This window comes from Streptococcus pseudopneumoniae (genome assembly GCF_001072665.1).
Lineage (GTDB): Bacteria > Bacillota > Bacilli > Lactobacillales > Streptococcaceae > Streptococcus > Streptococcus pseudopneumoniae_S.
Genome location: NZ_JVJI01000114.1, coordinates 59,528 through 86,284 on the forward strand (window position 1 = coordinate 59,528; position 26,757 = coordinate 86,284).

General features: G+C 40.1%; 22 protein-coding genes. 3 read left to right on the forward strand and 19 right to left on the reverse strand.

Going from position 1 to position 26,757, the window contains the following annotated elements:
• Nucleotides 1-82: 82 nt before the first annotated feature.
• The 4 genes from tnpA to eno form a co-directional block, all read right to left on the reverse strand.
• A complete protein-coding gene (tnpA, locus tag ADH52_RS07085; RefSeq protein WP_049510730.1) occupies nt 83-547 on the reverse strand; it encodes an IS200/IS605 family transposase in 465 nt (154 codons plus the stop codon).
• Nucleotides 548-781: 234 nt separating this feature from the next.
• Nucleotides 782-1,321 (reverse strand): ClbS/DfsB family four-helix bundle protein, encoded by a 540-nt coding sequence (locus ADH52_RS07090; RefSeq protein ID WP_049510731.1) that lies wholly within the window; start codon nt 1,319-1,321, stop codon nt 782-784.
• Between the two features lie 56 nt (nt 1,322-1,377).
• Entirely contained in the window at nt 1,378-1,872 is a 495-nt protein-coding gene (locus tag ADH52_RS07095; RefSeq protein WP_049487208.1) for a YkgJ family cysteine cluster protein, read from the reverse strand.
• A 176-nt stretch (nt 1,873-2,048) separates the two neighbouring features.
• A complete protein-coding gene (eno, locus tag ADH52_RS07100) occupies nt 2,049-3,353 on the reverse strand; it encodes a surface-displayed alpha-enolase (RefSeq protein WP_000022813.1) in 1,305 nt (434 codons plus the stop codon).
• 163 nt (nt 3,354-3,516) lie between these two features.
• On the opposite strand from eno, the gene ADH52_RS07105 reads away from it, so the two are divergent.
• Nucleotides 3,517-3,963 (forward strand): DUF1694 domain-containing protein, encoded by a 447-nt coding sequence (locus ADH52_RS07105; protein WP_000131087.1) that lies wholly within the window; start codon nt 3,517-3,519, stop codon nt 3,961-3,963.
• Here the strand turns inward: ADH52_RS07105 and ADH52_RS07110 are convergent.
• The 11 genes from ADH52_RS07110 to ADH52_RS07160 all read right to left on the reverse strand — a co-directional run bounded on the left by ADH52_RS07110 (nt 3,960) and on the right by ADH52_RS07160 (nt 20,194).
• The gene (locus ADH52_RS07110) at nt 3,960-5,075 is read right to left on the reverse strand and encodes a glycerate kinase (protein ID WP_049510733.1); all 1,116 of its coding nucleotides are present in this window, start codon (nt 5,073-5,075) and stop codon (nt 3,960-3,962) included. The genes ADH52_RS07105 and ADH52_RS07110 overlap by 4 nt on opposite strands.
• Before the next feature lie 8 nt (nt 5,076-5,083).
• The gene (gene serB, locus ADH52_RS07115; protein ID WP_049487210.1) at nt 5,084-5,728 is read right to left on the reverse strand and encodes a phosphoserine phosphatase SerB; all 645 of its coding nucleotides are present in this window, start codon (nt 5,726-5,728) and stop codon (nt 5,084-5,086) included.
• Between the two features lie 58 nt (nt 5,729-5,786).
• A complete protein-coding gene (glgA, locus tag ADH52_RS07120) occupies nt 5,787-7,220 on the reverse strand; it encodes a glycogen synthase GlgA (RefSeq protein WP_049510734.1) in 1,434 nt (477 codons plus the stop codon).
• Nucleotides 7,217-8,356 (reverse strand): glucose-1-phosphate adenylyltransferase subunit GlgD, encoded by a 1,140-nt coding sequence (glgD, locus tag ADH52_RS07125; protein WP_049510735.1) that lies wholly within the window; start codon nt 8,354-8,356, stop codon nt 7,217-7,219. Before glgD ends, glgA begins: the two co-directional genes overlap by 4 nt.
• A complete protein-coding gene (locus tag ADH52_RS07130; RefSeq protein WP_020902830.1) occupies nt 8,346-9,488 on the reverse strand; it encodes a glucose-1-phosphate adenylyltransferase in 1,143 nt (380 codons plus the stop codon). Before ADH52_RS07130 ends, glgD begins: the two co-directional genes overlap by 11 nt.
• Nucleotides 9,478-11,406, reverse strand: coding sequence for a 1,4-alpha-glucan branching protein GlgB (gene glgB / locus ADH52_RS07135; RefSeq protein ID WP_049487213.1), 1,929 nt, complete (start codon nt 11,404-11,406; stop codon nt 9,478-9,480). Before glgB ends, ADH52_RS07130 begins: the two co-directional genes overlap by 11 nt.
• A gap of 313 nt (nt 11,407-11,719) precedes the next feature.
• Nucleotides 11,720-13,999 (reverse strand): type I pullulanase, encoded by a 2,280-nt coding sequence (pulA, locus tag ADH52_RS07140; protein ID WP_049510736.1) that lies wholly within the window; start codon nt 13,997-13,999, stop codon nt 11,720-11,722.
• Nucleotides 14,000-14,118: 119 nt separating this feature from the next.
• Nucleotides 14,119-16,077 carry an NAD-dependent DNA ligase LigA gene (gene ligA / locus ADH52_RS07145; protein ID WP_049510737.1) on the reverse strand — a complete coding sequence of 653 codons (1,959 nt, stop codon included), beginning with the start codon at nt 16,075-16,077 and terminating at the stop codon, nt 14,119-14,121.
• Nucleotides 16,078-16,169: 92 nt separating this feature from the next.
• A complete protein-coding gene (locus ADH52_RS07150; protein WP_049487216.1) occupies nt 16,170-17,348 on the reverse strand; it encodes an MFS transporter in 1,179 nt (392 codons plus the stop codon).
• A 78-nt stretch (nt 17,349-17,426) separates the two neighbouring features.
• Complete coding sequence (locus tag ADH52_RS07155) at nt 17,427-18,290, reverse strand: XRE/MutR family transcriptional regulator (RefSeq protein ID WP_049487217.1); 864 nt, start codon at nt 18,288-18,290, stop codon at nt 17,427-17,429.
• A gap of 2 nt (nt 18,291-18,292) precedes the next feature.
• Nucleotides 18,293-20,194, reverse strand: a complete 1,902-nt coding sequence (locus ADH52_RS07160) for an ABC-F family ATP-binding cassette domain-containing protein (RefSeq protein WP_049510738.1) — start codon at nt 20,192-20,194, stop codon at nt 18,293-18,295.
• Between the two features lie 153 nt (nt 20,195-20,347).
• Between ADH52_RS07160 and ADH52_RS07165 the strand changes: the two genes are divergently transcribed.
• Nucleotides 20,348-22,066, forward strand: a complete 1,719-nt coding sequence (locus tag ADH52_RS07165; protein WP_049510739.1) for a phospho-sugar mutase — start codon at nt 20,348-20,350, stop codon at nt 22,064-22,066.
• Nucleotides 22,067-22,176: 110 nt separating this feature from the next.
• Nucleotides 22,177-22,524 carry a thiol reductase thioredoxin gene (locus ADH52_RS07170; protein WP_049510740.1) on the forward strand — a complete coding sequence of 116 codons (348 nt, stop codon included), beginning with the start codon at nt 22,177-22,179 and terminating at the stop codon, nt 22,522-22,524.
• Nucleotides 22,525-22,557: 33 nt separating this feature from the next.
• Here ADH52_RS07170 and ADH52_RS07175 read toward each other — a convergent pair whose 3' ends face one another.
• From ADH52_RS07175 to mutY, 4 genes are read right to left on the reverse strand one after another with little or no spacing between them, the layout of a single operon-like run.
• Nucleotides 22,558-23,367, reverse strand: a complete 810-nt coding sequence (locus ADH52_RS07175) for an MBL fold metallo-hydrolase (protein WP_049510741.1) — start codon at nt 23,365-23,367, stop codon at nt 22,558-22,560.
• 1 nt (nt 23,368) lies between these two features.
• Nucleotides 23,369-24,718 carry a cell wall metabolism sensor histidine kinase VicK gene (gene vicK / locus ADH52_RS07180; protein WP_049510742.1) on the reverse strand — a complete coding sequence of 450 codons (1,350 nt, stop codon included), beginning with the start codon at nt 24,716-24,718 and terminating at the stop codon, nt 23,369-23,371.
• Nucleotides 24,711-25,418: a response regulator YycF gene (yycF, locus tag ADH52_RS07185; protein WP_000722072.1), complete on the reverse strand. Its 708-nt coding sequence runs from the start codon at nt 25,416-25,418 to the stop codon at nt 24,711-24,713. Before yycF ends, vicK begins: the two co-directional genes overlap by 8 nt.
• Before the next feature lie 55 nt (nt 25,419-25,473).
• Nucleotides 25,474-26,649 carry an A/G-specific adenine glycosylase gene (gene mutY, locus ADH52_RS07190; RefSeq protein ID WP_049510743.1) on the reverse strand — a complete coding sequence of 392 codons (1,176 nt, stop codon included), beginning with the start codon at nt 26,647-26,649 and terminating at the stop codon, nt 25,474-25,476.
• Between the last annotated feature and the right edge of the window lie 108 nt (nt 26,650-26,757).

Below are 26,757 nucleotides of genomic sequence, written 5' to 3' on the forward strand. Positions count from 1 at the left end.
AGCGCCTAAAGACGCTGGCTTTCACTTTGTTCAAGCCTTATTGCTCTTGACTCGTCACTTGCCTCTCAAAGAGGCTTTAGTATTACTTACCACTACCCCTAAAGGGATCCTCATATTCTTTTACACTTAATTTATCTAGTGCTATATCATGCTTTTCCTGTTCTTGAATATATTTCTTAATTGTAGCTTCATTAAGCCCTACTGTACTCACATAATAACCTTCCGCCCAGAAATGCCGATTCCCAAACTTGTACTTGAGATTGGCGTGTTTGTCAAACATCATGAGTGCACTTTTTCCTTTTAAATAACCCATGAAACTCGAAACACTTGTCCTTGGTGGAATACTGACTAACATGTGTACATGGTCTGGCATTAAGTGACCCTCGATAATTTCAACTCCTTTATAACTACACAAGCGATGAAATATTTCGCCTAAACTACTTCGATATTGATTATAGATGAATTTTCTTCTATACTTAGGGGTGAACACAATGTGATACTTACAGTGCCACTTTGTGTGCGATAAACTATGAGCCTTTTGTGCCATATTTTTCTCCTTTCGCTTTACAATTGGCTTGAACACCTTTATTGTATCGCGTTCGGAGTTTTTTTGGTATAACCTTCGACGCGCACCCGCATAGCGGGTGATTGTTTTGTCTCGCACCTAACGGAGCGAGACGGACTAATAGTCACATAACTCAAAAGGGCTACATCACTTGATAGCCCTTTGCTTTTATCTTACGTTTAAAAGAACTTATTCTTGACATTTCAAACAGTACATCTATCCCTTACAATTTCTCTGATGAGCTTTGAGTTTTTTCAGAGCCCAATCATAGTGGCTTGACGTGCTACTGACAAAGTAGGAACCTAGACTTGTTCCTCCCGTCCACTTATAGATACCTTTGATAAAGAGTTCGTCATTGCTAAAAACTTCTATCAACTCTAAAACCTCTCTATGTGATTGTTGTATGAGTCTAGTCGCTTCTTCTAAAGACGTTTTCTGGTGCTTCTTCCAAAAAGCGACATTCATTTCCCCATAAGTTTTCCAATTATAAGGTTCAAGGAGAAAAGGTCTTTCGTGGCCTTCTTGATTAGAATGAACCCAAGTCAAAAGTAACTGATGCCATTCATAAAGATGGATCAAGACATCCCTCAGATTTTTATCCCTTTTCCAGTGAGCTTCTTTTTTCTTTGGGTCTCTTGAAAAATCAAATGGAGTCTGTAGCTCATCTTCACTTAGTTGGGAGATGAAACGATTAAGCTTTTCATAGTTTTCCTTAGAGACCAGCACTAGCTCCTCTTTTGTTTTAGGTCTAGGCACAGAGTTCTCCCTTCATATCTCTAGTTATTATTAGAGATTTTTTATCCTTTAAATCTCTATAACTTATCCTTTAATTTCTCAACAAAGAGATAGGCTGCTGGACAGGTCAAAGTATTCTTAATCGTCAAATGGTTGATTTGATGGATCTTTTTCCTGTCTGTATGAGGAAATTCACGACAGGCCTTTGGACGAACGTCATAGATGGAACAGAGATTATCTCCTCCTAAAAAGGGACAAGGCATGGATTTAAAAACCTTATCACCATCTTCATCTACCTGCAGAAACTCCTCTTCAAAAGCAGGTAATTTCATCTTAAAGTACTTAGCAATACGAGTGATGTCTGCTTCCTTGAAGTCGGGTCCCAATGTCTTGCAACAGTTGGCACAGGCAGTGCAATCAATCTCCTCAAAAACTTCTTGGTGAATCTGTTGAGCTATCTTATCTAGATTTTTTGGTGGTTTTTTCTTTAGATTTGCTAAAATTTTACGGTGCTCCTTTTGCTTTTGCAAGGCTAGCTGGTGGTAATACTCAATATCAATTTCTTTAGACATAATTTCTTTCTAATTCACGTATTTTTGTCTATTATACCATAAACACTGCCCCTTTTTTGCCCCCTGAACAGAAAAAAAGCCCTTCGGATAAAATCCGAGGGGCTAGAAACGTTGTTAAATCAACGGCCGAACTTTTGAATTTCAAGGTTCGGGATAAAATAGTTCACTGAACTATTTTATTTTTTCAAGTTGTAGAATGATTTCAATCCACGGTATTCAGCTACTTCACCAAGTTGGTCTTCGATGCGAAGCAATTGGTTGTATTTAGCGATACGGTCTGTACGTGAAAGTGAACCAGTCTTGATTTGTCCTGCGTTAGTTGCAACTGCGATGTCAGCGATTGTTGAATCTTCAGTTTCACCTGAACGGTGTGATACAACGGCAGTGTAACCAGCTTCTTTAGCCATTTCAATAGCTTCAAAAGTTTCAGTAAGAGTACCGATTTGGTTAACTTTGATAAGGATTGAGTTAGCAGCACCTTCTTGGATACCACGTGCAAGATAGTCAGTGTTTGTTACGAAGAAGTCGTCACCAACAAGTTGTACTTTCTTACCAAGACGTTCAGTAAGAGCTTTCCATCCATCCCAGTCGTTTTCATCCATACCATCTTCGATAGTGATGATTGGGTATTTGTTAACCAATTCTTCAAGGTAGTCGATTTGTTCTGCAGATGTACGAACAGCAGCGCCTTCACCTTCAAATTTAGTGTAATCGTATACTTTACGTTCTTTATCGTAGAATTCTGATGAAGCACAGTCAAATCCGATAAATACGTCTTTACCTGGAACATATCCAGCAGCTTCGATCGCAGCAAGGATAGTTTCAACACCGTCTTCAGTTCCTTCGAAACGAGGAGCGAATCCACCTTCGTCACCTACAGCAGTTTCCAAACCACGTGATTTAAGGATTTTCTTAAGAGCGTGGAAGATTTCAGCACCGTAACGAAGAGCTTCTTTGAATGTTGGCGCACCAACTGGCAAGATCATGAACTCTTGGAAAGCGATTGGAGCGTCAGAGTGAGAACCACCGTTGATGATGTTCATCATTGGAGTTGGAAGAACTTTAGTGTTGAATCCACCAAGGTAGCTATAAAGTGGGATTTCAAGGTAGTCAGCAGCAGCGCGAGCTACAGCGATAGACACACCAAGGATTGCGTTAGCACCCAATTTACCTTTGTTAGGAGTACCGTCAAGTGCGATCATAGCACGGTCGATAGCTTGTTGGTCACGTACATCGTAGCCGATGATAGCTTCAGCAATGATGTTGTTTACGTTGTCAACAGCTTTTTGTGTACCAAGACCACCGTAACGAGATTTGTCACCGTCGCGAAGTTCAACTGCTTCGTGTTCACCAGTAGAAGCTCCTGATGGAACCATACCACGTCCGAAAGCACCTGATTCAGTGTAAACTTCTACTTCAAGTGTTGGGTTACCGCGTGAGTCTAGGACTTCGCGAGCGTAAACATCAGTAATAATTGACATTTTTTACTCTCCTTATGAGTTAAATTTTTTACACCTCTATAATACCTTAAAACCCCTCCTTTTTCAAGAAAAAACGTTATCTTTGTGCAAATTTTCCTTAACTTTATAAAGTAATCGCTTTCTTTTGTCTGTTTTATTCTAACTTTTATGATATACTGTTTTTATGACAGATTTATCAAAACAATTACTTGAAAAAGCTCATGGTGGCCCAAAATTAAATCCAGATGAGCAAAGACGCTATCTTGGCACTTTTGAGGAAAGAGTTCTTGGATATGCAGATATTGACACAGCAAATAGCCCTCAGCTAGAAAAAGGCTTTTTATCTATTTTAGAAAACCTTCAGGAAAAAGCAGAGCCACTATTTGTGAAGATTTCACCAAATATCGAATTTGACAAGCAAGTTTTCTACTTAAAAGAAGCTAAAGAAACTGATAGTCAAGCTACCATTGTATCTGAAGAGCATACTTCTTCTCCTTTTGGCCTGATTATTCATAGCAATGCACCAGTACAAGTAGAAGAAAAGGACCTTCGACTTGCTTTTGCAAAACTTTGGGAAGTTAAAGAGGAAGAACCATCCAAAGCATCCTTATGGAAGAAATGGTTTGGCTAAATCTTGCGCATATTTAATAAGTGCCCGATATTGGCTGCCGTGCGTTCCAGATAGAGACTGGCATTTTTCAAACTATCTTCTAGAGGTTCACTTTTCTCCAAAATTGAAAAAGCCGCTTGGAGATTTTCAAATGGTAGGGAAGGTAAATCCTCAGCAATACTACCACAAATAGCAATGACAGGAACTCCGACAGGGGTTCTTTTTGCAACACCTATAGGTGCTTTACCTGCTAAACTTTGACGATCTAGCCTTCCTTCTCCTACAACTACCAAGTCAGCATCTGAAACTTTCTTATCAAAGTTAATTAAGTTCAAGCAGGTATCAATTCCAGATACGATACTTGCCTGAGCAAAGGAACACAAACCGCCCGCAATGCCTCCCCCAGCTCCTGCTCCTTTAATTTCCAATGTTACAGGTGAGGCTTTTTCATAAAAATCTTGGATTGCCTGATCTACGACTGCAAACATAGTAGGATGTAAACCTTTTTGTTTGCCAAAAGTGTAAGTCGCACCTTGAGGACCACATAAGGGACTCGCGACATCTGCTAAAATACGAATTTTAACATCTTCAGGAATTTCATAGTGATTTTCTGTTGAAACAGAAGCTAAGTTCAATAAGGATTGACCGCAAGCCGGCAAGACATTTCCGTCCCTATCATAAAATTGATAACCTAAACCAGCAGCAATCCCAATTCCTCCGTCATTACTGGCCGTGCCACCAACACCGATATAGATATCTTTAGTCCCTTTAGCAATGAGATGGCGAATCAACTCTCCGATACCACGAGTTTGGATTTGAAGTGGATTTCGTTTCTCTAGCGGAATTTTTCCAAGGCCAACTAAATCAGCCACTTCAAATAGTGCCAGTCCCCCTTTTTGAAAATAGCGCATGACTTCTTTTTGTCCAAAAGGCCCTGTCACTTTGATCCATTTTTCTTCAAGGTCAATAGAATGTCTAATAGCATCAACAGTGCCTTCTCCACCATCACCAACAGGGCAGAGGAGACATTCTACATCTGCTATTGATTGTTGGAAGCCTCTTTTTATTGCTTCAGCTACCTGTTGAGCTGTCAAGCTTTCCTTAAATGAATCTGGTGCAATTACAATCTTCATATTTTACCTCATTCTAACCAGTCAATCAAAGGAAGAACTTCTAAAAAATCCCTCTTATCAACATGATTCGGTATTTCTTTTTTGAGCACTTCTTTGGCACAAAAGGCGATTCCTAGTCCTGCTGACATCAACATTAATAGATCATTGGCCCCATCACCGATTGCAATCGTTCTTTCTTTAGGAAGTTTTAGTTTCTCTCTCCATTTTTCCAAAGTCTTTTTTTTGACCTGGGGACTGATAATTTGTCCAATCAATTTTCCTGTTAGAAGACCATCTTTGACTTCAAGTTGATTGGCAGAGAAATAGGCAATACCAAGTGATTTTGCTAGTCTCTCAACTATTTGCGTAAAGCCACCAGACACCAGACCAACTAGGATACCATTCTTTTGGAGAATGGAAATGAATTCCTGGGCATTTGGCGTTAGATGAATAGAATTGAAGACTTTATCAAATACCGAAATAGGAAGGCCTTCCAAGAAGGAAACTCTTTTTCTTAAACTGCTTTCAAAGTCTAACTCTCCTCTCATTGCCCGACTTGTAATCTGCGAAATTTCCTCCTCACGACCTACCTCTCTTCCCAAAAGGTCAATCACTTCTTCTAGGATTAAGGTTCCATCAACATCCATAACACACAAGCCTTTTACTTGAGACATTAGTTCTCCTCTCTAAACAGCCCAAAAATCGTATGAAGTCATCATACGATTTTATCTATTAATTAACTAAACTGTGGTACAAGTCAAGGTATGACTTGCAGGCTGTATCCCATGAGAAATCACACTCCATAGCTTGTTTTTGTAGATTTCTCCAAACGTCAGGATGGTGTCTATACAAGTTCAATGCTGTTTGGAAAGTCCAATTTAACCAATAAGGAGATAGATTGTCAAAGCTAAAACCAGTACCACTTCCTTCGATTGGATTAAAGGCTTTAACGGTATCTCGCAAGCCACCAACTTCATGGACTAATGGCAAGGTTCCGTAACGCATAGCCATCATCTGAGACAAGCCACACGGTTCAAAACGACTCGGCATGAGGAAGAGGTCACAAGCAGCGTAGATTTCTTGAGCTAGTTTGACATCAAAAGTGATATTTGCTGATAGCTTGTCTGGATAGATTTGAGCAAACCATGAGAAAGCTCCTTCAAATGCTGGATCGCCAGTTCCCAAAAGAACAATCTGAATATCTTCTTGCAAGATATGGTGCAGACTTTCCACCACCACATCAAAACCTTTTTGACGTGTCAAACGAGAAACAATTCCCACCAGAGGAACATCAGCTCTAACTGGCAAGCCAACTCTCTCTTGTAATTTTGCCTTATTCTTGGCTTTTCCAGACAGATCTTCCTGATTAAAATGATAGTCTAAAAGGGCATCCGTCTGAGGATTATAAAGGTCAGCATCAATCCCATTCACGATACCAGAAACTTTACCAGACTCCATCCTAAGAATCTGATCCAAGTTACATCCAAACTGACTAGTCATAATTTCATGAGCATAACTAGGTGAAACGGTTGACACACGATCCGCATAGAGAATACCTGCCTTCATCCAGTTCAGACAGTTATTCCAGCGAAGGGTGCCATCAGCGTATCGTTCAAAGCCAACTCCAAACAAATCACCCAACATTCCTTCTGAAAATTGTCCTTGGAATTCTAAATTATGAATAGTTAAAACAGTTTTTATTCCTTGATAGGCTTGAATCCAACGGTATTTTTCCTTCAACAAGAAAGGAATCATAGCTGTATGGTAGTCATGAACATGGAGAAGATCAGGAATAAAGTCAATCCTTTCCATAGCCTCAATGGCAGCAAGTTGGAAAAATGCAAAGCGCTCTCCGTCGTCAAAATCACCGTAAACATGACCACGGAAGAAATAATATTGATTGTCAATAAAGTAGAAGGTCACACCATTTAGTACTGTTTTCTTAATTCCACAGTACTGTCTGCGCCAACCAACACTCACCTCAAAATGAAGAACATCTTCAATCTGATTTCCAAATTTAGCCTCTACCATGTCATAGTAGGGGAGAATTACTGCAACTTCATGTCCTGCTTTTACCAGTGATTTTGGAAGAGCGCCAATGACGTCTCCCAAACCACCTGTTTTTGAAAAGGGTGCACCCTCCGCTGCTACAAATAAAATTTTCATGAATGAATATCCTCTGTTACTTTAGCACCTTTCTTAACGACGACTGGATGTTCTGCAGTTCCACGGATCACAACGCCATCCGCAACTTCAACACCCTTGTCCAAAATAGCATATTCTACCTGAGCACCTTCTCCAATAACAACACGAGGGAATAAGATGCTATCTTTAACCAAGCTATCCTTATGCACATGAATATTACGTGATAGAACAGAATTATCCACTTCCCCCTCAATGATACTACCAGAAGCAAACTGAGACGTGCTTACCTTCGATGTGTTAGCATAGTAGGTCGGTTCTTCATTCTTGACCTTTGTATAAATCTTTTGATTTGGTGAGAAGAGAGAGTAGAATTTTTGTGATTCAAGCATATCTTTGTTAGCTTTGTAATAAGACTCTACAGAATGAATATTTGCTAGATAACCTGTGTACTCGTAGGCAAAAGCCCCTTCTTTTGCAGCCAAATCCCGTAAAACATAACGCAATTTCTCTGGATGTTCTTTCTTAGCTTCTTCTTCTAAGCGTTCAATCAACCACGGTGTATCAACGACAAAGATATCTGTGGACATATTGTAAACTTCATCTGTTGATTTACTATCAAAGAGTTTGTGAGAACGAACATGGTCAGTTTCATCCACTTCCAAGATTGCATTTACTTCTGAAATGTCTTTCTTAGCTAGTTTTTTATAAACTACAGTGATAGGCCCCTTATTTGCACTGTGTAGGTGGAATACTTGGTTCAGATCAATATTAATCAAAACATCACAGTTAAGTGATACTGTTTGGTTTGAGCCAGAACGTTTCAAATAAGTAAGAAGCTGTTGGTAGTATTCTTTTCCAACTGTACTACTTTCCACACGGGTATTGTAAATACCTAGATAGTAGTGGCTAAGAAGAGTTGACAAGCCCCACTCACGCCCAGAACGGATATGGTCGAAGACTGAGCTGATATTATCTTGTTGGAAAATACCAAAAATACTACGGACACCAGCATTAGCAAGACTTGAAAGCGGGAAATCAATTAAGCGATATTTACCACCAAATGGCAAACTAGCTACTGGACGGTGGTCTGTCAGTGTTGACATATCATGAAAACCAACTGTGTTTCCTAAAATGGCAGAATATTTATCAATCTTCATCTGTTGCTACCCCCACTACTTCATCATATCCTACAACTTGTACTTCTTCTGTTCCATCAATTTCGACACCATCAGAAATAACTGCACCTTCACCAATAATGGCACGTTTGATTTTAGCTCCCTGACCAACAATTGCACCACTCATGATAACTGAATCTACTACTTCTGCCCCTTCGCGAACTTGCGCACCTGTTGAGAGGATAGAATGTTTAACAGTTCCATCTACGAAACAGCCATCAACAACCAAGGAATCTTCCACGTGAGCATTTGCCCCAAGGAAGTTTGGTGGTGAAATTAAGTTTCTTGAGTAAATCTTCCATTGACGGTTACGGCTATCCAAGGCATTTTCTGGTGAAATATATTCCATGTTAGCTTCCCAAAGCGATTCAATCGTACCAACATCTTTCCAGTAACCATTAAATTCGTAGGCATAAACACTTTCACCTGACTCAAGGTAATTTGGAATGACATTCTTACCAAAGTCAGACATATCGACATTGCTCTTTTCAGCAGCAACAAGCATATTGCGCAGACGTTGCCAATCAAAGATATAGATTCCCATAGAAGCTTTGGTGGATTTAGGTTGAGCTGGTTTTTCTTCAAATTCAACAATACGATTGTTTGCATCTGTATTCATGATACCAAAACGGCTAGCTTCCTTAAGAGGAACATCAAGAACTGCGACTGTCAAACTAGCATTATTATCCTTGTGTGACTGGAGCATATCATCATAATCCATTTTATAGATGTGGTCCCCAGATAGAATCAAAACATACTCAGGGTTGACACTGTCGATATAATCAATATTTTGGTAAATAGCGTGGCTAGTCCCCTCGAACCAACGATTTCCTTCGCTTGCAGAATAAGGTTGAAGAATAGAGACACCAGAATTGATACCGTCTAGTCCCCAGCTTGAACCATTCCCAATATGGTTGTTGAGAGCAAGTGGTTGGTACTGTGTAATAACTCCAACATTGTTGATACCTGAGTTGGCACAGTTTGAAAGAGCAAAGTCAATGATACGGTAGCGCCCACCAAATTGCACAGCTGGTTTTGCAATGCTTTGAGTGAGTTTACCGAGACGAGTTCCTTGCCCACCAGCAAGAATCAAAGCTAACATTTCATTCTTCATTTTCTACTCCTTTTTGGTTTTTACTTGTGACGGTTTTAGTAGGTTTCAAGCGACGTTTGATTTTCCAAACACTTGCTCCCATAGCCGGTAGGGTAAAGGTCAAGGTCTGCTCATAATCTTTCCAAAGTCCTTCTTGTGTTTGCACAGTTTGATTGTGTTCTTTCCAAACGCCTCCCCACTCTTCTAACTCAGTATTCCAGACTTCTTCGTAAATCCCTGCAACAGGAAGTCCGATTGTAAAATCTTTTCGTTCAACAGGTGCCATATTAAAGATACAGACTAACATATCATCCTTCTTACCCTTACGGATGAAGGAAAGAACACTCTGGTCTCGATTATCCGCATCGATGATTTCAATACCATCATAGCTGGTATCAATTTCCCACAGACAGCGGTGGTCTTTATAAAACTGGTTTAGCTGAGAAGTGAAATACTTCATCTTAGCATTCATTGGATCTTCTAGATTAGACCATTCCAACTGTTCTTCAGATTTCCATTCTAGGAATTGCCCATATTCACTACCCATGAAGAGTAATTTCTTACCAGGGTGACAAATTTGGTAAGTGTAGAGATTACGCAAGCCTGCGAATTGATTATAACGATCTCCCCACATCTTGTGCATCATACTCTTCTTGCCATGAACCACTTCATCGTGCGAGAATGGTAGGAGATAATTCTCCTTGAAGACATACATAAAGCTAAAAGTCACCAGGTTAAAGTCATATTTACGATAAATCGGATCTTCTTCGTAGAATCGGAGGATATCATTCATCCAACCCATATTCCATTTGTAGTCGAAGCCAAGGCCATCTGAATCCTTGGTGTCAGTAATCTGAGTAGCTGATGAACTTTCCTCAGCTATCATCATAACATCTGGATGAGCTTGTTTAATGACATCATTCAAACGTTTTAAGAAATAATATCCCTCGTAGTTGAGATTGCCCCCATCTTTATTAGGCGTCCATGGAGCATCGTCGTAGTCAAGATAGAGCATGTTGCTCACTGCATCCACACGAATACCATCTAGATGGTAAAAGTCAATCCAAAACATAATACTAGAAATCAAGAAAGACTGGACTTCATTCTTTCCAAGGTCAAAATTGAGTGCTCCCCAACCATAGTTATGAGCCTTATTATGGTCTTGGTATTCAAAAGTCGGTGTTCCATCATAATAGGCCAAGGCATCATCATTGATAGTAAAGTGACCAGGTACCCAGTCTACAATAACGCCTATATTGTTTAAGTGACATTCCTCAACAAAATCTTGAAACTCTTCAGGACGACCATAGGCATGCTCTAAAGCGAAGTAACCCATAAGCTGATAACCCCAACTCAAACCGAGTGGGTGAGACATCAAAGGCATAAACTCAATGTGAGTATAGTTCATCTCAACCAAGTAAGGAATAAGTTCATCTTTCAATTGAGCAAAACTATAGGGGCTGCCATCAGGATTTCTCTTCCAAGAGCCAGCATGAGCCTCGTAAATATTGACAGGACGCTCTTCAAAGCTCAAGCGTTTTCTACGGGCTAGCCAGAGACCATCCTTCCATTTCTTTTCTGGAATATCTGTTAAAATAGCACCAGTCCCAGGTCGTGCCTCATACCGTACAGCCAAAGGGTCAATCTTCATCAGCTGATGACCATTTGCACGTGTGATATGGTACTTATAAATTTGGCCTTCTTGAGCAAGACTGGTAAAGACTTCCCAGACTCCAAATTCATTCCGTTCCATCAGAATTTGATTTTCAACCCAATTAGTGAAATCCCCTACCAAGTGAACAGCCTGAGCATTAGGCGCCCACACACGAAAAGTATAGCCATACTCTCCATTTTTTTCTTCCCTATGAGCTCCCAGATAGTGCTGGAGGTGAAAATTTTCACCTGTCATAAAGGTTTTTAAAGCTTTTTTCTTATCCATACACCCTCCTATTTCTGTAAGCGTTTTCTATAGATTTATTATACTACCTTTTTAGGGAAGATTCAAGTAAATTACGGAATTTGCAAAAAAATCTTTTGAAAGTCTTCAACAAATTCACTGATGTGTTCACTTGTAAATCAAGAAATTTTCAGAAACGCTTTGAAAACGAATTGTTTTTTTATAATACTATCATAAAGTTCGTTATTTAGCTAACAAAAATATAATTTTAAGTAAAAAAATAAATCAGGAAACGAATCTCCTGATTTTATTAACAGATAAAGCACCACAAATGAATTTAAATTGTAAATCTATTCTACAAAACTTTAAAGACGCTGGCACTGACGCCACCAACCATATCTTTATCACTTAAATGGCTATTGGTCACCAATAGTTCTAGATTTCCAGCATTTTCAAACTGGAAGTCTTGCCCTTTAGCATTAAATACAACCAGTAAATGTTCTTCCCCTTGAATCTCATAGACAATCCAACCACTATGTTCGTTGGCTGAATGAACAAAAACATGATGGTAAATCTCATCATAAGTTGAGTAAGAAAAGGCACTGCTTTCTGTCTTCAATCGAATCATCTGACGGATAAACTCAATACTATCTTGACGCTCATTAAGCAAGTCCCAGTTCACTTGGTTCACACTGTCTGGAGCATTATAGCTATTCATAGCACGTTCTCTATCATCATGGGTCAGCTCACCATTTTCACCAGTCGCAACCAGTTTGGTACGACCAAATTCTTGACCGATTTCCATAAAGGCCATCCCCTGCATGAGTAGGTTCATAGCTGTGGCTGTCTCAACCTTGCGCATGATTTGCTCTGAACTTTGGTCTGGATGTAGGGTTGCCAACAAATCGTGAAGATTGTAATTGTCATGGGCTTCCACATAGTTAAGTACTTGGTTTGGATGTGTATAGGTACCTAATTCACGACTGCCTAGAATTGCTTTGGCAAGAATTGGCTCTGTCGCAGCACCACTAACAAAACCTGACTTGATAGCACCATAAACTTCTCCACCTTTTACAGCATCACGCTGATTGTCATTGAAGAAGCCAATATTTGGCATCTGGTAGGCATTGTCTTTCTTAGCCTTATCATAAGGGGCAAGACCTGTTCCCATATCCCAACCTTCTCCATAAAGGATAATGTTAGGGTCAATTTCATCCAAGCTCTGACGAATCATCTGCATGGTTTTGACATCATGAATCCCCATCAAATCAAAACGGAAGCCGTCAATATTGTATTCCTGCACCCAGTATAGAAGAGAATCAATCATATACTTGCGGAACATTTCGTGTTCGCTGGCTGTTTCATTTCCAACACCCGTTCCATTCTGGAAGGTACCGTCTGGATTCATACGATAATAGTAATCAGGGACTGTTGTTTGGAAAGGTGCATCAACAACTGAGAAGGTATGGTTATAGACTACATCCATAATGACACCAATGCCAGCATCGTGATAGGCTTGAACCATGGTCTTCAAATCACGAATAACCTGAGCAGGATCCTCTGAATTGGTTGAAAGGCTCGTTTCTGGTGCATTATAGTTTTGTGGGTCATAACCCCAGTTGTAGGTTACATTCCCATCCTCATTATATTCTTTATGACGGTCTGCAATTGGTTGCAATTGAACATAATTATATCCCAGCTTCTTGATGTAATCAAAAGCAGTTGACTGACCATACTGGTTAACTGTTCCAGTCTGAGCAGCACCTAAGAAAGTTCCTCGAAGATGTTCATCCACACCTGAGGTCGGTGATTTGGTCAAATCACGAATATGCATTTCACAGATAACTGCCTTACATGGATTTTCCAAGCGCCAAGTAGCATCAGAACCATGCTTAACCTCGAAGTTTGCAACTTGCTTTTCATCATGACTCAGGATAGCTGATCGTTTGCCATCAGGACTGGTCGCAATGGTGTAAGGATCGCGTGTCAAGGTTTGGTGATGGGGGAATTGGACTTGATATTGATAAGCCTTACCAGTCAAATCTTCCTCAACATCCAAACTCCAGACACCAATAGTATTGTCCTTATGGTTATAAGAGTAGCTATTTCCTCTCTCCATCACAAAAGTCTTCCAAACAGGAGCATCATTAGCATCTGATTCATAAACGACAACCTGCACTTCTGTCGCTGTTGGAGCCCAAAGAGCAAAATGAGCCTGATTATCCTCTACCCGGCACCCCAATTCCCCTTGGTAACCCCAATGATGGTCAAAACTAGCACTATTAATGGCCTTGTCAAAGGCAAAAGGATTTTGATTCTTATAGAAAGGACTGGCAATAGCAGGATTTTCAGAGTAATAAATCCTGTCATCTCCTTCCAAAATCCATACCTCTGTTAAAAGAGGATAGTGATTGAAACGGATAGCGTATTCTTTACTGTTTTGGCCTGTATGAACTACAAAATTCAAGCTTTCTAGAGGATGAGCGCTTGGATGTTCAAAACTAAATGAAGCTCCAAAATAATCTTCTTTGTAGGTCAGCAAATCAATTCGTTGATCCTGACTTTTTACAAAAGAACAAGTGTCGTATTCTCCATTCTTGCGATGGTAATGAATGCGCATAGGGTAATTAAACATTTTTTATTTTTCCTTTTTACTTCTAAATTTGTTTCTATTTTCACTAATAAATTCTTGACCGATTTAGTACCGATTAAAAAACATAGTCATATTATCTAAACTCTGATTTTAAACGATTATTACAAGCTTTCTAGCCATTCTTCATCTCGAACTTCGATACCAAGTTCTTTTGCTTTTTGCAGTTTACTTCCAGCATCTACACCTGCAACGACGAGGTCGGTCTTTTTAGAAACACTACCTGTTACTTTAGCTCCCAAGCTTTCGAGTTTACTTTTAGCTTCTGAGCGTTTGAGACGTTCTAATTTTCCAGTCAATACCACTGTCAAACCTGACAAGGCTGCATCCGCAACTACTGTCTGACCTTTATAGTCCAGATTGACCCCAGCTTCTCTCAATTCTCTGAGGAGAATTTCAGAGCCTTCTGTCGCAAAATATGTCTGAAGACTCTTGGCAATCACACCACCCAGACTTTCAATACTAGCCACTTCCTCTGGATCTGCCTGCGCCAGATTTTCGATTGAATGAAAATGTTGAAGTAAGAGCTGACTGGCCTTGCTTCCGACATGGCGAATTCCCAAACCAAATAAGAGCTTCTCGGCAGAATTTTCCTTTGATGCTTGGATAGCTTGATACAGTTTAGAAGCAGACTTTTCCTTAACCCCCTCTAAAAGGAGGAAATCTTCTTCTTTCAAACGATAAATATCCGCCACATCCTTGACTAAATTAGCAGCAAAGAGCTTCTCAACAATAGATGGACCAAGGCCTGTAATATTCATAGCATCACGAGAAGCAAAGTGAATCAAACCTTCCATGATTTGAGCAGGGCAACGCGGATTGATACAACGAAGGGCCACTTCCTCTTCAAAGTGCAACAAATCAGAGTCACAACTTGGACAGTTTGTAGGGATATCCAGTTTTTCTTCAGAAACCCGTTTTGACTCTACCACACGTAAAACAGCAGGGATGATATCTCCAGCCTTATAGACGATAACCGTATCGTCTTTGCGGATATCTTTTTCAGCAATATAATCCACATTGTGTAGAGTCGCACGGCTAACAGTTGTCCCAGCAAGCTGAACAGGAGTCAGATTTGCAGTTGGAGTCACAACACCCGTACGGCCAACTGTCCAATCAACTGATAAGAGTTGTGCTTCTTTTTCTTCAGCTGGGAACTTGTAAGCCACTGCCCACTTTGGAGCCTTAACAGTAAAGCCGAGTTCTTCTTGGCTTGCTAGGTCATTGATCTTGATTACAACTCCATCAATATCATAAGGCAGATTTTCCCGTTCCTGTCCTACTTCTTGAATAAAATCCCAGATTTCATCTATGTTTTCAGCCAAGATTCGCTTAGGATTGACCACAAAACCTAGTTGTTCTAGGTGCTTCAAAACCTTTTCTTGACTATCACGAGTTGAAGGGCTGGCTTCTTGATAGAGGAAAGTGGCAAGATTACGCTTGGCAACTACTGCTGTATCCAGCTGACGCAGTGTTCCTGCCGCTGCATTACGAGGATTAGCAAATTCAGGCTCTCCATTTTCTTGGCGAGCTTGGTTAACCTGGTCAAAAGAAGCGCGTGGCATATAACATTCCCCACGAACCGTGATATCTAGTTCTTCTGGCAAGGTCAAAGGAATGTCCTTAACACGTTTGAGATTTTCTGTTATATTTTCACCAATAGAACCATCTCCACGTGTTGCCCCAGCAACCAAAATCCCCTTTTCATACGTCAGCGAGATAGATAAGCCATCGATTTTCAGCTCACAAATATAGGTTGGATGAGCCACTTCCTTACGAACACGCGCGTCAAAAGCTTCAAGCTCCTCACGTGAAAAAGCATCCTGCAAACTATAAAGAGGATACTGATGACTGTATTTTTCAAAACCATCTAAAATCTTGCCACCAACACGATGGGTAGGACTATCTGCTAACACTTGATCTGGATAGGCAGTTTCTAACTCAACCAACTCTCGGTAAAGTCGATCATACTCACTGTCTGAAACCGACGGATTATCGCTGGTATAATACTCAGCCGCATAGCGATTGAGCAAGGAGACTAACTCATTCATTCTTTTATTCATAAAACTATTTTACCATAAACTAAGCCCTCCTCACAATGGAGAAGGGCAGAAAAAACACTTAGATTGGAATTATTTTTAAAACTCAAGCAGCCTTATATCAATTTTTCAAAATGAGTTCGAACATAAATAAACGATATACAAGACAAGATGATAACACCACTTCCAATTATCAGGAAAGAAGAGAGATGTACACTTGGCAAGACTGTCATAAATCCTTTTGCAATAGGCATAAATAGAATAGCTAAGGTAAAAATTGTACTCAGTACTCTCCCAAGAAATTCGCTCTCAACCTTGGTTTGTACTCGAGTAAAAAAGTGAATATTAAAAATCGTCATAAACAATTCACAAATCAGGTTTCCAGAAAAGGCTAAAATATTGGGCAGTGGCAAACCCATCATGAAAACTCCTACTCCTGTTAAAATCAATAAGAACAAAAGTGTATTCATACTTGATTTAAATTTATTTGCTATCAGTGCTCCTATAATTGAGCCAATCGCACCCATGGTTAAGATAGTCGCATAAGCTCCTTCTACTCCATATAGTTTATTTGAAAAAGGAAGCAAAAACTCAAAAGCCGCAAAAAAGAAATTAACGCTGGAAGCCACTAACAGAAGAAAGAAAATCTCTTTTTGATGCCAGATATAGTGCAAGCCATCTTTGATATCCGCAAAAATATCTTTCCCAGTAAAAGGTTTCTTATCTTGAACCATTGGTTCTTCTTTTGGAAGTAAGGCCACTAGAACAAATGCTATAAAAAAAGTCAAAGCATCTAGTAAGAGCGTCAGATGGAGACTTGCAAATTGTAAAACCAGAAAAGAAAGTACAGGAGAACTCACACTGACAACCTGCAAGACCAACTCCAAACGAGAATTATAGAGGACCAGTTCATCCTTCTCTACCAATTCTGTGATAATGGCCTTATTTGCAGGTCTAGAAAAGGCAAAAGCAATAGCTTGCACAATATTAGCAACAATCAAAGCTCCAATCATCCAGCTGTCATTCCTTATGAAAGAAATAGCCAGACAAAGAATCCCACAAACAAGGTCTGTCGTCATTAAAATCCTACGACGAGAAAATCGGTCTGAAATAACTCCACCAAAGGGATTTACGAGAATAGATGTGACGAGTTCAGAAATCTGATACATTCCTAAAACTGTCTGTCCGATAGTCCCCACGGAAGCCAACCAGACACTATTCCCATAATCATAGAGCATATTACCTATCTTGTTAACAGCTCCACGGCTAATCAACTGTACTGCATAGCGATTCATATAAAAACTCCTCTCAAATTTTGAAACTATTGTATCAAAACTGAAAGGAGCTTTTTATTTTTCCCTTATTTGGGAAAATTAATCTTTGACAAATTTTTCGTAGTGTTCCTGATAATAGGCTACTTGCTCTGGAAGACCTAGCACGTCAAAAATATACATGGCCTCTTGCATCTGGCTACAGCCTTCTTTACACTGTCCCTTTTGGTACAAGGCAAAGCCTTTTAGGTAATGTAAAATATTTCGTTCATAAAGACTAATGTTTTTGCCAATAATCTTCTCTGTATAAGTCTCAAAATAGCTAGCATTATCAAAAGAAAGATGCTCTAAACAATGCTGGTAACAATTGAGAGCCAAAATCAACACTAATCTCTTATGGCGACCAATCTCTTGGTAAAATTCCTCCCTCTCCATAACTTCTCTACCAATCCGAGTGACATAGTCCACATCGTAGAAACTATAGAGGTTACCGAAAAGAATCAACTCATACATGGTCCATTCTTCTGTTTTAAAGAGATAATCTGCTACCTTATCCAAATCATCCTGCTTCATCTCATAAGTCGAATCTCTTTGACAAATCAGACCTTGTAGCAAAATCCAGTTCAGCTCAAAATAGAGTGGATTTGTCGAACTCTTAGCCTTTTCAAGTTGTTCTTCTTGAAGCTTTTGAAAACCTGCAATATCATTTGAGTAGTAAAGCGGAATAATTTGTCCCATCATGGCAACATGTTCATGATTGTGAAAATTCCTAGCCTTATCCATGAAATTTTCGATTGTTACATGAATGTTATCCAAAATCTCAAAGAAACGGGAGACTGCTAGGTCAGACTCCCCAAGCTCAAAGCGAGATAACTGGGAAGTTGAACAGGACTCCCCTGCCGCCTCCTTTAAAGAATAATTTCCACTTGTCCGAAATTCACGAAATACTTTTCCAAGATGTTCCATCTTTACACCTGCTCTGACAATTCTTCCCACTCAAGCATGGCTTCTTCCTGACGATTGCTGATTTTGTCCAACTCAGCCTGCAATTCCATCAGTTTATCGGCATCGTTTGTTTCCAACATTTGTTCAGAAATGGCTTGGCTTTGACTTTCTAGCTCTTCGATTTCAGCTTCTAAACTTTCAATTTGTCGCATGAGCTTACGAACTTCTTTTTGACTTTCTTTCTGAGCTTGATAGTCATTAACTGGGCTTGCTTCTTTTGCTTGATTGCTGGTTGAAGTTTCCTCTATCTGACTGACTTCCATTTCAGCCTTTTTATCAACATAGTAGTCGTAGTCTCCAAGGTAGAGAGTCGAGCCATTCTCAGACAATTCCAAAACATGAGTTGCTACACGATTGATAAAGTAACGGTCGTGGCTGACAAAAAGCAAGGTTCCATCAAAGTCAATCAAGGCATTTTCTAGCACTTCCTTGCTATCAATATCCAAGTGGTTGGTTGGCTCATCCAGAATCAAGAAGTTATTGTTTTCCATAGACAATTTAGCTAAAAGCAAACGAGCTTTTTCGCCACCTGACAGCATACCGACTGATTTTTTAACATCATCTCCTGAGAAAAGGAAGGCACCTAGACGGTTGCGGATTTCAACTTCTGGTGTCAGTTTAAAATCATTCCAGAGTTCATCCAATACAGTATTACTTGGTGTCAGCTTGCTTTGGCTTTGGTCATAGTAACCAACCTCAACATTAGCCCCAAAGCGCTTTTCACCCTTGATAAAAGGAATCTGATCCACGATTGATTTGATAAAGGTTGACTTGCCAATACCATTGGGACCAACGATGGCAATAGCATTCATCTTACGAAGGTCTAGGTTAATAGGCTCTGACAATACTTCCCCATCATAGCCAATAGCTGCATTTTCAACAGTCAAAACAACATTGCCCGACATTTTCTCAGACTGGAAGGTCATGTTGGCAGATTTCTTACCAGCTTCAGGCTTGTCCAAACGTTCCATTTTTTCCAGTTGTTTTCGGCGAGATTGGGCACGTTTGGTCGTTGAAGCTCGGACTAGATTGCGATTGACAAAGTCTTCCAGAGCTGCAATTTCCTTCTGTTGCTTTTCATAGTTTTTTGCCTCAGTTGCTAGTTTTTGCTCCTTCAACTCGACAAAACGAGAGTAATTGCCAACATAACGATCCAAGGAATGCTTGGTCAAATCTAGCGTAATTGTCGCAACCTTATCCAAGAAATAACGGTCGTGGCTGACGATAATGAGGGCACCGCTATAATTTACCAAGTAATTCTCTAGCCAAGCAATAGTTTCAATATCCAAGTGGTTGGTTGGCTCGTCCAAGACCAAGAGATTAGGTTTTTCAAGGAGCATTTTGGCTAGAGCCAAGCGAGTATTTTGACCACCAGAAAGATCTGCAATTTTCATCTGCCACATAGATTCGTCAAACTTGAATCCATTCAAAATCGCTCGAATATCAGCTTCATAGGTAAAGCCACCTGCCTGACGAAAATTCTCAGATAAGCGGTCGTAATCTGACATCAGCTTATCCAAATCCTCACCAGACTTTTCACCCATCTCCAACTCCATCTGACGAAGTTGTTTCTCCGTTCGACGCAAGTCATCAAAGACATGAAGCATCTCGTCGTAGATGGTATTTTCAGACTCAAAACGGCTATCTTGGGCTAGGTAAGACAGAGAAATATCTTTTTTCTTATTGATTTCTCCACTAGTTGGCTCCTCTTCTCCAACCAAAATCTTCAAAAGAGTAGACTTACCTGCTCCATTTTTCCCAACAAGGGCAATCCTGTCTCGTTCATCAACCTGCAGGTTGATATTATCAAAAAGAACCTCTCCTGCAAAAGAACGTTCAATTTTATTAGCTTGTAAAATAATCATACAAACAGTATAGCATGTTTCCCTAAGGCATTCAAGACTTGATAAACCAGCATATAACACCACTTTTATGAAAATTATGCTGCCGTTTTACTAAAATGCTAAAAAGTGCTATAATGTGAACGGTTAAAACAATTTACAAAAAGGAGAATTTTAATGTCTTACCAAGAAAATTACCAGAAATGGGTTGATTTTGCGGAGCTTCCTGACTACCTTCGTCAAGATTTGGAAAATATGGATGAAAAAACAAAGGAAGATGCCTTCTATACAAATCTTGAATTTGGTACTGCAGGTATGCGTGGCTTGATTGGTGCTGGTACCAACCGCATCAACATCTACGTTGTTCGCCAAGCTACTGAAGGATTGGCTCGTTTGATCGAGTCAAAAGGTGGAAATAAAAAAGAACGTGGTGTGGCAATTGCCTACGATAGCCGTCACTTTTCACCTGAGTTTGCCTTTGAATCTGCGGCAGTTCTTGCTAAACACGGCATCAAATCTTACGTATTTGAAAGCCTCCGTCCAACTCCAGAACTATCATTTGCAGTTCGTCATCTCAACTGTTTCGCAGGTATCATGGTCACAGCCAGCCACAACCCTGCTCCATTTAATGGTTACAAGGTTTACGGTGAAGACGGTGGACAAATGCCTCCACACGACGCGGACGCTTTGACTACTTATATCCGTGCAATCGAAAATCCATTTGCGGTAGAAGTTGCTGATGTGGAAGCTGAAAAAGCTTCTGGCTTGATTGAAGTTATCGGCGAAGCTGTCGATGTGGAATACCTTAAAGAAGTTAAGGACGTTAACATCAACCCAGCCTTGATTGAAGAATTCGGTAAAGACATGAAGATTGTCTACACACCACTTCATGGTACTGGGGAAATGTTGGCTCGTCGTGCTCTTGCCCAAGCAGGATTTGATTCTGTTCAAGTCGTTGAAGCTCAAGCAACTGCTGACCCAGACTTCTCAACTGTAAAATCTCCAAACCCAGAAAGCCAAGCAGCCTTTGCCCTTGCTGAAGAACTTGGTCGTCAAGTTGGTGCAGATGTTCTTGTGGCAACTGACCCTGATGCTGACCGTGTTGGTGTTGAAGTTCTTCAAAAAGATGGTAGCTACCTCAACCTTTCAGGTAACCAAATCGGTGCTATCATGGCTAAATACATCTTGGAAGCCCACAAAAACGCTGGAACTCTTCCTGAAAATGCAGCCCTCTGCAAATCTATCGTATCAACTGACTTGGTAACGAAGATTGCTGAAAGCTACGGCGCAACCATGTTCAACGTTTTGACAGGTTTCAAATTTATCGCTGAAAAAATCCAAGAATTCGAAGAAAAACACAATCACACTTACATGATGGGATTTGAAGAAAGCTTCGGTTACTTGATCAAACCATTCGTACGTGATAAAGACGCTATCCAAGCCGTTCTTGTCGTTGCTGAACTTGCTGCCTACTACCGTTCACGTGGTTTGACGCTTGCTGACGGTATCGAAGAAATCTACAAAGAGTATGGCTACTATGCAGAAAAAACAATCTCTGTTACTCTTTCAGGTGTCGATGGTGCAGAACAAATCAAAGCGATTATGGCTAAATTCCGCAATAATGCTCCAAAAGAATGGAACGCAACAGCTATCACTGTCGTAGAAGACTTTAAAGCTCAAACTGCTACTGCTGCTGACGGTACTGTTACAAACTTGACAACTCCTCCAAGTGATGTGTTGAAATACACACTTGCTGATGGATCATGGATTGCTGTTCGCCCTTCAGGTACAGAACCAAAAATCAAATTCTACATTGCAGTTGTAGGTGAAACAAACGAAAAATCACAAGCTAAGATTGCTAACATCGAAGCAGAAATCAATGCTTTTGTAAAATAAAGCCCTATAAAAGATGAGACCAGCCAATCTCATCTTTTTTCGTATCAAATCTAAGCAATTTTAGAAAATTTATGGCATACTAGACTTATCAATGAAAGCGAGGTAATCTCATGGAACAATTTTTAGATAATATCAAAGAACTTGAAGTCACTACAGTTGCGCGTGCGCAAGAAGCTCTTGATAAAAAAGAAACTGCAACCTTCTTTATTGGTCGTAAAACTTGCCCTTACTGCCGTAAATTTGCTGGCACATTGGCAGGTGTCGTAGCTGAAACTAAAGCTCACATCTACTTCATCAACAGTGAAGAACCAAGCCAACTCAATGAGTTGCAAGTATTCCGCTCACGCTATGGTATCCCAACTGTACCAGGCTTCGTTCATATTGCAGATGGACAAATCAATGTCCGTTGCGACTCTTCAATGTCAGCACAAGAAATCAAAGATTTCGCAGGATTGTAAAAGATATAAAAAAGAAGGCACTCGCCTTCTTTTTTATATCTCTGTTAACGGTGTTGCAGTATCTGGTGAGGTATCATAAACTTTAAAGTCTACTCCGACTCCCAGATCAGCTTGCGCCAGCTGATTGACCATGGTCATATGTGCCAGTTCCTTGATATTGTTCTCCTTAGATAAATGCCCAAGGTAGATTTTCTTAGTGCGGTTTCCCAAGGTACGAATCATAGCTTCAGCACCGTCCTCGTTAGAAAGGTGACCCAGATCCGATAGGATTCGTTGTTTGAGTCGCCAAGCGTAAGAACCTGCTCGTAAAATCTCTACATCATGGTTGGACTCAATAAGATAACCATCTGCATTTTCGACAATCCCTGCCAGACGGTCACTAACATAACCTGTATCTGTCAAAAGGACAAAACTCTTATCATCCTTCATAAAGCGATAGAACTGCGGTGCGACTGCATCATGGCTCACACCAAAACTCTCGATGTCGATATCTCCAAAGGTTTTGGTTTTGCCCATTTCAAAGATATGCTTTTGTGAAGAATCTACCTTGCCAAGATACTTGCTATTTTCCATAGCCTGCCAGGTTTTTTCATTGGCATAAAGATCCATACCATACTTGCGAGCCAAAACACCTACTCCATGAATATGGTCTGAATGCTCATGCGTAATCAAGATAGCATCCAAGTCTTCTGGCTTGCGATTGATTTCAGCAAGTAAGCTAGTGATTTTCTTACCAGACAAGCCTGCATCCACTAAAAGTTTCTTTTTTGGGGTTTCCAGATAAAAGGAATTTCCACTGGAACCCGACGCTAAAATACTGTATTTAAAGCCTATTTCACTCATTCTATTCTTCTACTTCGTCCTCCCAGATTTCTTCTTTCACTGCATCCTTATCATAAGGGAGCACAATGGTAAAGGTTGATCCCTTACCATATTCACTCTTGGCCCAAATAAAGCCCTTATGTTGTTTGATAATCTCTTTAGCGATAGCTAGTCCTAAACCAGTACCACCTTGGGCACGACTTCTAGCACGATCCACACGATAAAAACGGTCAAAGATACGTGGTAAATCTTGCTTTGGTATCCCCAATCCTTGGTCTGAAATGGATAAAATCATCTGATCATCAGTTGTCTTCATGGTCACTGTGATTTTCCCACCGTCTGGAGAATATTTGATGGCATTGTTGAGAATGTTATCAATCACCTGTGTCATCTTGTCTGTATCAATTTCAATCCAGACTGAGGTAATTGGATAATCTCTCACCAGTTCATATTTCTTCTCTTCATCCTGCCCTCTTATCTGATCAAAACGGTTGAGGATAAAGGTTATAAAGGCAGTGAAATTAATCAATTCCACATCCAGGTTACTGGTTGCATTATCAATCCGTGAAAGATGAAGAAGGTCTGTCACCATTCGCATCATACGGTTGGTTTCGTCTAGAGACACCTTGATAAAATCTGGTGCGACAGGTTCTGACAAGGCCCCCTCATCCAAAGCTTCAAGATAGGATTTTACACTAGTCAGAGGCGTCCTCAACTCATGACTAACGTTGGAAACAAAGAGTCTCCGTTCGCGCTCCTCCTTCTCCTGCTCCGTCGTATCGTGTAAAACAGCAACCAAACCAGAAATAAAGCCAGACTCACGACGAACCAAGGCAAAACGTACACGAAGGCTCAGATATTCACCATTGTCATCCTGAGAATCAATCATAAGCTCAGGAACTTGGGTAATCAAATCACGAAGTTCATACTCATCTTCAATCTTAAGCAATTCTAGAATACTTTTATTGAGAACCTCTTCCTTCTGAACACCTAGCTGTTTCTTAGCCATGTCATTAATCATGGTAATCTTGCCACGACGATTGGTCGCAAGGACTCCGTCCGTCATGTAAGAGAGGATACTGTGCAATCGTTTACTCTCTTGTTCCAGATTTTCTTGGGTCAAGCGTATTACTTCTGATAAATCATTGAGATTGTTGGTAATATTAGTGATTTCAGAGCTTCCCTGCATATCCAATACCTGAGAATAATCTCCTGCAATCAAGTCTTTAACTTTTTGATTAATTTGCTTCAACCGAATATTATCTCGCCGATTTTCTAGCAAAAGCAAGGTAACAATCAAGATAAAACCCAATAAAATTAAAATGAAGATAAAATCACTAGTAAGAATATTTTTTCTAATCAATTCAATCATTATTTCTCATATAATAACCAACACCACGACGTGTTAGGATATACTCTGGACGACTAGGTGTATCTTCAATCTTCTCACGCAAACGTCTGATAGTTACGTCAACAGTCCGAACATCTCCGAAATAATCATAACCCCAGACCGTTTCAAGCAAGTGTTCACGGGTAATCACTTGACCAATATGAGAAGCCAAGTGATACAAAAGCTCAAATTCACGGTGGGTTAAGTCTAGTTCTTCACCGTATTTTTTAGCTACATAAGCATCTGGTACAATCTCCAAGTCCCCAATTTGCAAAGGTTGGGTTTTCTTTTCATCTGACTCTTGATTATCTACAGAAACCAAGTCCGTGCGACGAAGAAGAGCTTTAACACGCGCCTGCAACTCACGATTTGAGAAGGGTTTGGTTACATAGTCATCCGCTCCAAGCTCTAAACCGATAACCTTATCAAATTCACTGTCTTTAGCAGAAAGCATGATAATAGGCACACTACTTGTCTTGCGAATGGTCTTAGCAACTTCTAAACCATCAATTTCTGGAAGCATCAAATCCAGAATAATAATATCTGGTTGCTCTGCTTCAAATTGTTCTAGTGCTTCACGACCATTAAAAGCAGTTACAACCTCGTAACCTTCCTTGGTCATATTAAACTTGATAATATCCGAGATTGGTTTTTCATCATCTACAATTAATATTTTTTTCATTTGTTCACCTTTTTCTCTACTATTATACCAAAAAAATAAAAAGAAGACACAATAGCTAGTCTTTGCTACTGTCTAAGTTGGCTTGTGCATAAGCCTGCCAGATTTTTTGTTGGGGTTTGGCAAGTGGAACATCCTTAAACTCTTCTGGTGAAAGCCAGCGAACTTCCCTATCGGAAAAGTTATGAAAATCAGTCACCTGACCGGCTAGAATTTGAACATGCCACTTGCGATGACTAAAGACATGATTGACTGTCTCAAAATAAACATCAAGCCAATCAACATCTAAGTCATAGTCCTGCTGGAAACTCTCTTCTGGACTGGGACCAAAGTTCACATTTTCTTCTGCAACCTGGTGAAAGAGATCAAACTGCACTTCTTGCGAAAAGTTATCTACTTCTATCAAGGGGAAATGCCAAAAACCTGCCAAGAGCTTTTCACTTTCATTTTTTTCAAGTAAAAATTGTCCTTGAGAATTTTTCACCACTAAGGCTTTAAGATAAATAGGAACTGGTTTTTTCTTGGGAGCCTTGATTGGATAACGGTCCATTGTGCCATTCTGATATGCCGCACTAAAGTCCTTAACTGGGCTTTCTTCTGGTCTGGGATTTACAGGCGCCTCAATATCAGATCCCAAGTCCATCAAGGCTTGATTAAAGTCACCTGGCCTTTCTGGGTCAATCAAGATTTCCATCATTGCCTGAAAAATTTTACGATTACTTGGAATCCCAATATCGTGGTTGACTTCAAATAGACGGGCCAAAACTCGCATGACATTACCATCTACAGCTGGCTCAGGCAAGTTAAAAGCAATACTGGAAATGGCTCCTGCTGTGTAAGGTCCAATACCTTTCAAGCTGGAAATTCCTTCGTAGGTATTTGGAAATTGACCACCAAAGTCAGTCATAATTTGCTGGGCTGCAGCCTGCATATTTCGTACTCGAGAATAATAACCCAATCCTTCCCAAGCCTTCAACAAACGCTCTTCAGGGGCAGTTGCCAAACTTTCCACTGTTGGAAACCAGTCCAAGAATCGTTCGTAATAAGGAATAACCGTATCCACCCTAGTCTGCTGGAGCATAATTTCAGAGACCCAGATATGATAAGGATTTTTACTTCTACGCCAGGGTAAATCTCTTTTGTTTTCATCATACCAAGTGAGAAGTTTCTCACGGAAAGAAATGATCTTCTCCTCCGACCACATGACGATACCGTATTCTTTCAAATCTAACATATCTCTAGTATAACACAGAAGATTCTAACTGTCCTTTTCCTAGTATTAATACTCTTCGAAAATCTCTTCAAACCACGTCAACGTCGCCTTGCCGTACTCAAGTACAGC